We start from the raw sequence: 9524 nt of genomic DNA, 5'->3' as shown, positions 1-9524 counted from the left end.
GCCCGCCGCGCCCGCGCCGCCGCCGCTGGCCCAGGCCGCACCGCCGGCGCCCGCCACCACCAACCGCATCGTACTGCGCGCCAAGGAGGATTCCTGGGTGCAGATCCGCGATGCGCAGACCGGCCGAAGCGTGTTGAGCCGCGTCCTGCCCGCCGGCGACACCTTCGAGGTGCCGGAGGGCGGCACGCTGGTGATGACCACCGGCAAGGTGGAAGGCCTGACGATCGAGGTGGATGGCACCGCTTCCGCCGCGACCAACGGGCTGGTCGGCGTGCGCCGGAATATCCTGCTGGACCCCGCCAGAATGCGCGAAGCCGCCGCCGGGCAATTGCCGACCCGCTGATCGCGGGCGGCTGCCTGCCGGAAAGGTGCCTTGGCCAATGGGCCGCGCGCTGCCATATCGGCGGCAGATCGTAGCGGGAGGTCCCGGCCGCCATGTCCTATCGTCCGTATCAGCAGATCCTCCGCCGGAAATCCCGGCAGATCCGTGTCGGGAAGGTGCTGGTCGGCGGTGATGCGCCCATCACCGTCCAGACCATGACCAATACGCCGACCGAGGATGCCGCGGCGACCATCGCCCAGATCCGCCGGGCGGAGGTAGCGGGGGTGGATATCGTCCGCGTCTCCTGCCCCACGCCGGAATCGACGGCGGCGTTGAAGGAGATCGCGCACGAGGTGAACGTGCCGATCGTGGCGGATATCCACTTCCACTATAAGCGTGCCATCGAGGCCGCCGTGGCTGGTGCCGCCTGCCTGCGGATCAACCCGGGCAATATCGGCAGCAAGGACCGCGTGAAGGAGGTCGTGAAGGCTGCGCGGGACTATGGCTGTTCCATCCGCATCGGCGTCAATGCCGGATCGCTGGAGCGCCACCTTCTGGAGAAGTATGGCGAGCCGAACCCGGAGGCGCTGGTCGAATCCGCCCTCTGGCATGCCGCCCACCTGCAGGAACTCGATTTCCACGAGTTCAAGATCAGCGTGAAGGCCAGCGACGTCTTCCTGGCCGTGGCCGCCTACCAGCAGCTGGCCGACGCCTGCGACCACCCCCTGCATATCGGCATCACCGAGGCGGGCGGGAAGCGCACCGGCACGGTGAAATCCTCGATCGGCCTGGGCAGCCTGCTCTGGGCCGGCATCGGCGATACGCTGCGCGTCTCCCTGAGCGCGGAGCCGGAGGAGGAGGTGCATGTCGGTTGGGACATGCTGAAATCCCTCGGCATCCGCCATCGTGGCGTGAAGATCATCTCCTGCCCCTCCTGCGCGCGGCAGGGTTTCAACGTCATCAAGACGGTGGAGACGCTGGAGGAGCGGCTGGCGCATATCGAGACGCCGCTGACCCTCTCCATCATCGGCTGCGTGGTGAATGGGCCGGGCGAGGCGCTGATGACGGATATCGGCGTCACGGGTGGTGGCGCCGGGCGGCACATGGTCTATCACGCCGGCAAGACCGACCACACGGTGGATGGTGAGGCGATGGTCGACCACATCGTGGACCTGGTCGAGAAGAAGGCCGCCGAGATCGCGGCGGCCACGGAACTGGCCAAACAGGCGGCGGAGTAAAAGCGAGTGAGCGGAATGCAGCCGGTACGCGGGACCCGAGACCTCATCGGCGAGACCTTCCGCCGCCACCACCAGGTGGTCGAGACCGCGCGCCACGTCTCCAACCTCTACGCGATGGAGGAGTGGGCGACGCCGATCTTCGAGGCGACCAGCGTCTTCGCCCGCAGCCTGGGCGAGACGTCGGACGTCGTCTCCAAGGAGATGTACACCTTCGAGGATCGGGGTGGGGACAGCCTGACCCTGCGGCCCGAGGGGACGGCAGGCGTCTGCCGCGCGCTGGTCAGCAACGGGCTCACCCAGGGCGGCCTGCCGCGCAAGGTGTTCTATGCTGGGCCGATGTTCCGCTACGAGCGGCCGCAGAAGGGCCGCTTCCGCCAGTTTCACCAGATCGGTGCCGAGATCCTGGGCGCGGCCGAGCCGCTGGCCGATGCCGAGGTGATCGCCATGGGTTGGCAGATCATCCAGCAGCTGGGCATCGATGACGGCGTGGTGCTGGAGATCAACACGCTGGGCGACGCGCCCTCCCGCGATGCCTACCGCGCCGCATTGATCGCCTATTTCCAGACCTACGCGACCAGCCTCTCCAACGAGAGCCAGTTGCGGCTGGAAAAGAACCCGATGCGCATCCTGGACAGCAAGGATGAGGGCGACAAGCGCCTGGTCGCCGCCGCGCCGACTATCGACGACTACCTGACGCCGGAGGCCAAGGGCTTCTTCGACAAGGTGCTGAACTACCTGGACCAGTTCGGCGTGCCCTACCGCCGCAACCCGCGCATCGTGCGTGGACTGGACTATTACAGCCACACGGCTTTCGAGTTCGTCACCGACCGGCTCGGTGCCCAGGGCACCGTGATGGGCGGCGGCCGCTACGAAGGCCTGGTGCAGGAGATGGGCGGCCCCGCCACCCCCTCCGTCGGCTGGGCCGCGGGCGTCGAGCGGCTGGGCGAGTTGCTGACCGAGGCGCCGGAAGCCACCCGCCCCGTGGCCGTGATCCCGGTGGCCGAGGCCCAGGAAGGCGAGGCGCTGCAGCTGACGCAGATGCTGCGCCAGGGCGGCATCTCGGCCGAGATCGCTTATAAGGGCAACCTGAAGAAGCGGATGGAGCGCGCCAACAAGACCGGCGCGCGCGCCGCCATCATCATCGGCGAGAGCGAGGTGGCGGAGGGCGTGTTCGTCGTCCGCAACCTGCAGGACGGCTCGCAGGAGCGGGTGGGGACGCCGGGCCTGCTGCCCGCCCTGGCCGCCGCCGGCGTCGAGGACGCGATGCTGGAGCAGATGATGGAGGGCATCGAGGCCGGCTTCGAGGATGACGACGCCACTTCATGAGCGCTTCTGGTCCAGGACTGGCTGAGAAACTCAACCGGCTGCTCTACCGGGCGGACGAACTGCGCGCGCTGCTGGAGACGGCGGACGGCGCGCAGGTCGGCGCCTTGGCGCGCGAGTTGTCCGAGCTCGACCCGCTGGTCGACAAGGTGAACGCGCTGCGCGCCGCCGAGCGGGCGCGCGACGAGGCCGAGGCGATGATGGCCGACCCCGAGATGCGGGAGCTGGCGGAGGGCGAGTACTATGCCCAGCGCGACGCCGTGCCGGTGCTGGAGCGCGAGCTGCGCCTGATGCTGCTGCCGAAGGATTCGGCGGATGAGGGCAACGCCATCCTGGAAATCCGCCCCGCCGCCGGCGGTGACGAGGCCGGGCTGTTCGCCAGCGAGTTGTTCGGCGCCTACCAGCGCTACGCCGCCACGCGCGGCTGGCGGTTCGACGTCATGGATTACGACGAGAGCGAGGTTGGCGGCATCAAGGGCGCGACGGCCGAGGTGCAGGGCAGGGGCGTCTTCGCCCGCCTGAAATACGAGAGCGGCGTGCACCGGGTGCAGCGCGTGCCGGCCACGGAAACCCAGGGCCGCATCCATACCTCGACCGTGACGGTGGCCGTGCTGCCGGAGGCGGAGGAGGTGGACGTGCAGATCAACGACAGCGACCTGCGGATCGACACCTACCGGGCGTCCGGTGCCGGTGGCCAGCACGTGAACAAGACGGACAGCGCTGTCCGCATCACCCACATCCCCACAGGGACCGTGGTGGCGATGCAGGAGGAGCGCAGCCAGCACAAGAACCGCGCCAAGGCGATGAAGGTGCTGCGCAGCCGCATCTACGACCAGCAGCGCATGGCGGTGGATTCGGCGCGCGCGGGCGACCGCAAGGCGCAGGTGGGCACCGGCGACCGGTCCGAGCGCATCCGCACCTATAACTTCCCGCAGGGGCGCGTCACTGACCATCGCATCGGCCTGACCCTGCACAAGATCGACCGCATCATGCAGGGCGAGTTGGATGACATCATCGACGCCCTGACCGCCGAGGACGAGGCGGCGCGGCTGGCGGCCGAAGGTGTCTGACTGCCCGGACCCGAAGGGTAGCGTCGGCGCCTTCCTGTGCCGCGCCGGGCAGCATCTGCGTGCCGCGGCGATCGAGAACCCCCGGATGGAGGCGCGTCTGTTGCTCTCCACCGCCATGGGGGTCGATGGCTCGGCCCTGTTGCGGGAGCCCCGGGCGCCGGTGCCGGAGCAGGCGGCGCATCGTTTCGCCGCCATGCTGCAACGCCGGCTGGCGCATGAGCCGATGGGCTTCATCCTCGGCCACCAGGGTTTCTGGACGCTGGAGCTGGAAGTCTCTCCCGCCACGCTGATCCCGCGCGCCGACTCGGAAGCGATCGTCGAGGCCGCGTTGCAGGGGCCGGCACCGGGCCGGGTGCTGGATCTCGGCACCGGCACAGGCTGCCTGTTGCTGGCGGTGCTGTCCGAGCATCCTGGTGCCTTCGGGGTGGGCGTGGACCTCTCCCCGGACGCCGCCGCGCTGGCGGCACGGAACGCGGTGGCCAACGGGTTGGCGGACCGCTGCACCTTCCTGGCGGGCAGTTGGGCAGCGGCGCTGGCGGGTGGGTTCGACCTCATCCTCTCCAACCCGCCCTACATCGAAACCGCTGATATTGCTGGCTTGATGCCGGAAGTGGCGCTGCATGAGCCGGCCCGGGCGCTGGATGGCGGCGCGGACGGGCTGGATGCCTACCGGGTCATCGTGGCCGACCTGCCGCGCCTGTTGTCGCCCGGTGGGCGCGCGGTGCTGGAACTGGGCCAGGGGCAGGGGCCTGCCGTCTCCCGCCTGGCTGAGCAGGCGGGGCTGGCGGTCCTGGGCAGCCATGCGGATCTTGGGGGGGTGGAGCGCGCCTTGATCCTCCAGCGCGGCTGAAAAAACCGTTTGGCGAGGACGTAACGCGCGGTTAGGGTACCAAACAGCGGCAGGCAACGCGGTAGCGGGCCTGGAGCAGCCGGGAGTGTCACGGTGGCCAATTTGGCCCATGGCGCCCGGCACCGCAGCGACATAACCACCATCCGCGACCATACCGGCTGGCCGGGGGCATTTCCGCCCCTGCTGTGCTGGACAACGCGAGCATGAGACGGCGAACGCAATACCGATGAACATGAAACGCATGCGCGGCCGTGGCGGCCATCGTCAGGGCGGGGGCGGCGGCGGCGGGGGTGGCGGTCAGTTCCGCCAGGCCGGCAACAGCAGCAACCACCAGCCGATGAACCGCAACCACGTGTTCGACTCGAGTGGTCCGGACATGCGGCTGCGGGGTACCGCTCAACAGTTGTTTGAGAAGTATCTGCAGCTTGGTCGTGATGCGACCGGCTCCGGCGACCGCGTTATGGCGGAAAGCTACTTCCAGCACGCCGAGCATTACTTCCGTATTCTGAACGCGATGGCCCAGGCCGCGCAGCAGAACCAGCCCCCGCAGCAGCCGCGCCGCCCCCAGGGCAACCATGACGACCGGAACCCGGACGATCGTGGCCCCGATGACCAGGGCCAGGACGACGACGGCAATGAGGGCGACAACCGCGGCGGTGCCGAGGTCGTGCAGCAATCCTCTTCCTACCAGTCCGATAATTCGGACGAGCAGCCCCAGGCTGTCGCCCAGTAAGGGCACGACGCATCACTGGCCCTGGCGCGAGGTGGCTTGAGGTGGAAACATCGAAAGCCTGAATCACGCGACTCAGCGAAGGCAGAGAGCGTGCTGTGTGAACGAATGTGAACGCAGCATGCTCTGGCGCCGGGGATGCGCTTGACGGGGTGGGCCTTGGCCCGCCCCGTTTGCGTTTCATGCGACGGAGAGCCCAGCGTGTGAACGCATCAGGCTTTACGGCAGTTCTTCCAGCGAATCCCCCAGGGCGACCCGGCCGCTTTCCACCACCACGGCATGCACGCCCAGGTCTGCATGGCCGAAATGCTCGCGCAGCAGCTTCGGCACCGGTGCGTCACGCTCGCCGGTGGAGGGGTTCACCTGGGTGGCCGGGCAGCGGACCGTCCGCTTCTCGATCATCAGCCGGGCGCCGCCGAGCAGGACTTCCTTGCCCACCCACTCGAATTCCGCCCAGGCGGGCAGCCCGGTGAAATAGACATTCGCCCGGAAGCGGAGTGGGTCGAATGTCAGGCCCGTTGCCTTTTCCAGCGCCGCGATGCTGGCCAGGTTGATCAGTGTCACGCCCTTCTTGCGGTCATCGGCGAAGGCGTGGCCGGGGGCGGTGACGAAGCGCGGGGTGCCGCGGGCTTCCTCCCCCATATAGGCGGTGAGGGCGGCGGCGACGGCGGCGCGGCCTTCCTCGGTGCGGATATCGGCGGTCAGCGGCTCGCTGCCCGGGATGCGCAGCAACAACACGCCGCTATGGCCGTCATAGGCTGCGGAAACCAGCGCCAGCCGCTCATTCACCATCAGGCAGGCGAAGTGGCGCTTGGGCAGGAAGCCGGGGGCGGCTTCGTCGAACGGGGCGTCGCCCTGGGCCAGGGCGAAGCGGCGGTCATCGGCGATGCACTCGTTGGCGATCAGCTCGGCGACCTCCAGGGCCTCGGCGGTCAGGCCCTTCACGGGGTAGCGGTAGAGTGTCTCGACACGCATGGCGATCCTGCTTTCTTGGAACAATTTTAGCGACGCGGGGCCTTGAAGCAGCCGCCACCCTTTTACCACATCGGAAACGACAACGGTGCCGGGTGTCGCCTTTCAGGGGCAGCTGGCGCCGGTCCGCTCAATAGGAGGGGCCAGATATGGACATCGAGAAATTCACCGAGCGCGCCCGCGGGTTCCTGCAGGCCGCCCAGACCATCGCTATTCGTGAGTATCACCAGCGGGTCACGCCCGAGCATCTGCTCAAGGCGCTGCTGGATGACGAGCAGGGTGCCGCCGCCGGCCTGATCCGCGCCGCCGGGGCCGACCCGACCCCGGTCAAGACCGCCGTAGACGCAGAGGTGGCGAAGCAGCCCAAGGTACAGGGCGCCGGCGCCGGCCAGCCGCAATTCGTGCCCGAGATTGTGCGCGTGCTGGATGCCGCCCAGCAGCAGGCGACCAAGACCGGCGACAGCTTCGTGGCGCAGGACCGGCTGCTGGTGGCCCTGGCGGCCAGCGATACGCCGTCCGGCCGCGCCCTGGTGGCCGCCGGTGCCACCGCGCAGAAGCTGGAGGCGGCGGTCGAGGCCGTGCGCAAGGGCCGCAAGGTTGATAGCGCCAGTGCCGAGCAGCAGTTCGATGCGCTGAAGAAGTATGCGCGCGACCTGACCGACGCCGCCCGCAGCGGCAAGTTGGACCCGGTGATCGGCCGCGACGAGGAGATCCGTCGCGCTATCCAGGTGCTGGCACGCCGGACCAAGAACAACCCGGTGCTGATCGGCGAGCCCGGCGTCGGCAAGACCGCGATCGTCGAGGGCCTGGCGCTGCGCATCGTCAATGGCGACGTGCCGGAGGCGCTGCGCGACAAGCGCGTGCTGGCGCTCGACCTCGGCGCCATGGTGGCCGGTGCCAAGTATCGCGGCGAGTTCGAGGAGCGCCTGAAGGGCGTGCTGACCGAGATCGAGGGCGCGGCCGGCGAGGTGGTGCTGTTCATCGACGAGATGCATACCCTGATCGGCGCCGGCAAGGCGGATGGGGCGATGGACGCCTCCAACCTGCTGAAGCCGGCCTTGGCACGGGGTGAGTTGCACTGCATCGGCGCTACCACGCTGGATGAGTACCGCAAGCACGTGGAGAAGGACGCGGCCCTGGCCCGTCGCTTCCAGCCCGTGTTCGTGGGCGAGCCGAGCGTGGAGGACACGATCTCCATCCTGCGCGGCATCAAGGAGAAATACGAGCTGCACCACGGCGTCCGCATCGCGGATAGCGCCCTGGTGGCCGCCGCGACGCTCTCCAACCGCTATATCACGGACCGTTTCCTGCCGGACAAGGCCATCGACCTGATGGACGAGGCTGCCAGCCGCCTGCGGATGCAGGTGGACAGCAAGCCGGAGGAGCTGGACGAGATCGACCGCCGGGTGCTGATGCTCAAGATCGAGCGTGAGGCGCTGAAGAAGGAGACCGACACGGCGAGCCGCGACCGGCTGGAGAAGCTGGAGAAGGAGCTGGCGGAGCTTGAGGAGAAGTCCGACGCCCTGAGCACGGCTTGGCAGTCCGAGAAGGGCAAGCTGGCCGACGCCCAGAAGGCGAAGGAGGAACTGGACCGTGCGCGCACCGATGTTGAGGTAGCGCAGCGGAAGGGTGACCTCGGCCGGGCGTCCGAGCTGCTTTACGGCGTCATTCCCCAGCTGGAGCAGAAGATCGCGGCCGGAGGGGAGGGGACCCTGGTGAACGAGGCGGTGACCGCCGAGAGCATCGCCGGCGTCGTCAGCCGCTGGACCGGAGTGCCGGTGGAGAAGATGCTCGAGGGCGAGCGCGCCAAGCTGCTGCGGATGGAAGACCAGCTGCGTCACCGCGTGGTGGGGCAGGAGGAAGCGTTGGAGGCGGTGTCCAAGGCAGTCCGGCGCGCCCGCGCCGGCTTGCAGGACCCCAACCGGCCGATCGGCAGCTTCCTGTTCCTGGGCCCGACCGGTGTCGGCAAGACCGAGCTGACCAAGACCCTGGCGTCCTTCCTGTTCGACGACGAGAAGGCGCTGCTGCGGATCGACATGTCCGAGTACATGGAGAAGCACGCGGTCAGCCGGTTGATCGGCGCTCCTCCGGGCTATGTCGGTTATGAGGAAGGTGGCGCGCTGACCGAGGCGGTGCGGCGCCGGCCGTACCAGGTGATCCTGTTCGACGAGGTGGAGAAGGCGCACGAAGACGTCTTCAACATCCTGCTGCAGGTGCTGGACGACGGGCGGCTGACGGACGGGCAGGGGCGGACGGTCGACTTCCGCAATACCCTGATCGTGCTGACCAGCAACCTGGGGTCCGAGATCCTGGCCGCGCAGCCGGATGGCGAGGATATCGACCTGGTTCGCGGCCAAGTGATGAACGTGGTGCGCGGCCGCTTCCGGCCGGAATTCCTGAACCGGCTGGATGAGGTCGTGCTGTTCCGCCGCCTGGCGCGGAAGGACATGGGCTCGATCGTCGAGATCCAGCTCGGCCGTCTGCGGAAGCTGCTGGAAGATCGTAAGATCACGCTGGAGCTGGATGACTCCGCACGCGATTGGCTGGCCGAGGCTGGGTATGACCCTGTCTATGGCGCACGGCCGTTGAAGCGGGTGATCCAGCGGAACCTGCAGGATCGGCTGGCCGGCATGCTGCTGGAAGGCACCGTGCAGGACGGCAACGCCCTGCGGGTGACGGCTGGCGTGGATGGGCTTGAGGTGCATCTGGCCGAGCTGGCCAAGGCAGCCTGAGGCCTGACGCCCCCGCGGGGGCGTCATCTTTCTGAAATACCCCTTTGACAGGGGGCGGCGACGGGATTAGAAGCCGCCCCCTGCCGTTGGCGCTGAAAGAGATGAAACTTTTTCGGACTGACGCGGACGGCCACCAGATAATTTGGTGACGGAGGGTTGACCAGCGATGAAGCCATCGCTAAATGCAACGCCCCGCCATTGAGTTGTTAAAGTGGCCGGGAAGTAAAGACTGAGGCGCTGCTAAATAAAGCTAAAATACTGGTTGACACTGAGGTGGTGGTCCGGTA

The 9524-nt window shown here is 68.0% G+C and carries 8 protein-coding genes; 7 read left to right on the top strand and 1 reads right to left on the bottom strand.

The window, feature by feature from the left end; genetic code table 11:
- From IBL26_RS24440 to IBL26_RS24415, 6 genes are all read left to right on the top strand, one after another.
- A partial coding sequence (locus tag IBL26_RS24440) for a DUF4115 domain-containing protein (RefSeq protein ID WP_187787118.1) occupies nt 1–343 on the top strand: 343 nt, incomplete at its 5' end.
- Nucleotides 344–435: 92 nt separating this feature from the next.
- The gene (gene ispG, locus IBL26_RS24435) at nt 436–1560 is read left to right on the top strand and encodes a flavodoxin-dependent (E)-4-hydroxy-3-methylbut-2-enyl-diphosphate synthase (RefSeq protein ID WP_187787117.1); all 1125 of its coding nucleotides are present in this window, start codon (nt 436–438) and stop codon (nt 1558–1560) included.
- A gap of 6 nt (nt 1561–1566) precedes the next feature.
- On the top strand, nt 1567–2886 hold the full coding sequence (hisS, locus tag IBL26_RS24430; RefSeq protein ID WP_367615506.1) for a histidine--tRNA ligase: 1320 nt from the start codon (nt 1567–1569) through the stop codon (nt 2884–2886).
- Nucleotides 2883–3953 carry a peptide chain release factor 1 gene (gene prfA / locus IBL26_RS24425; protein ID WP_187787116.1) on the top strand — a complete coding sequence of 357 codons (1071 nt, stop codon included), beginning with the start codon at nt 2883–2885 and terminating at the stop codon, nt 3951–3953. Before hisS ends, prfA begins: the two co-directional genes overlap by 4 nt.
- Complete coding sequence (gene prmC / locus IBL26_RS24420; RefSeq protein WP_187787115.1) at nt 3946–4803, top strand: peptide chain release factor N(5)-glutamine methyltransferase; 858 nt, start codon at nt 3946–3948, stop codon at nt 4801–4803. Before prfA ends, prmC begins: the two co-directional genes overlap by 8 nt.
- Before the next feature lie 226 nt (nt 4804–5029).
- Nucleotides 5030–5536, top strand: coding sequence for a DUF4167 domain-containing protein (locus IBL26_RS24415; RefSeq protein WP_187787114.1), 507 nt, complete (start codon nt 5030–5032; stop codon nt 5534–5536).
- Nucleotides 5537–5752: 216 nt separating this feature from the next.
- On the opposite strand, the gene IBL26_RS24410 is transcribed toward IBL26_RS24415, so the two are convergent.
- Entirely contained in the window at nt 5753–6508 is a 756-nt protein-coding gene (locus IBL26_RS24410) for an MOSC domain-containing protein (protein WP_187787113.1), read from the bottom strand.
- 146 nt (nt 6509–6654) lie between these two features.
- Between IBL26_RS24410 and clpB the strand changes: the two genes are divergently transcribed.
- Nucleotides 6655–9237, top strand: a complete 2583-nt coding sequence (gene clpB, locus IBL26_RS24405) for an ATP-dependent chaperone ClpB (RefSeq protein WP_187787112.1) — start codon at nt 6655–6657, stop codon at nt 9235–9237.
- The last annotated feature ends 287 nt before the right edge of the window (nt 9238–9524 follow it).

The organism is Teichococcus aerophilus (genome assembly GCF_014490485.1).
GTDB classification, from domain to species: Bacteria; Pseudomonadota; Alphaproteobacteria; order Acetobacterales; family Acetobacteraceae; genus Pseudoroseomonas; species Pseudoroseomonas aerophila.
This window is presented reverse-complemented; position numbering and strand designations above follow the sequence as displayed.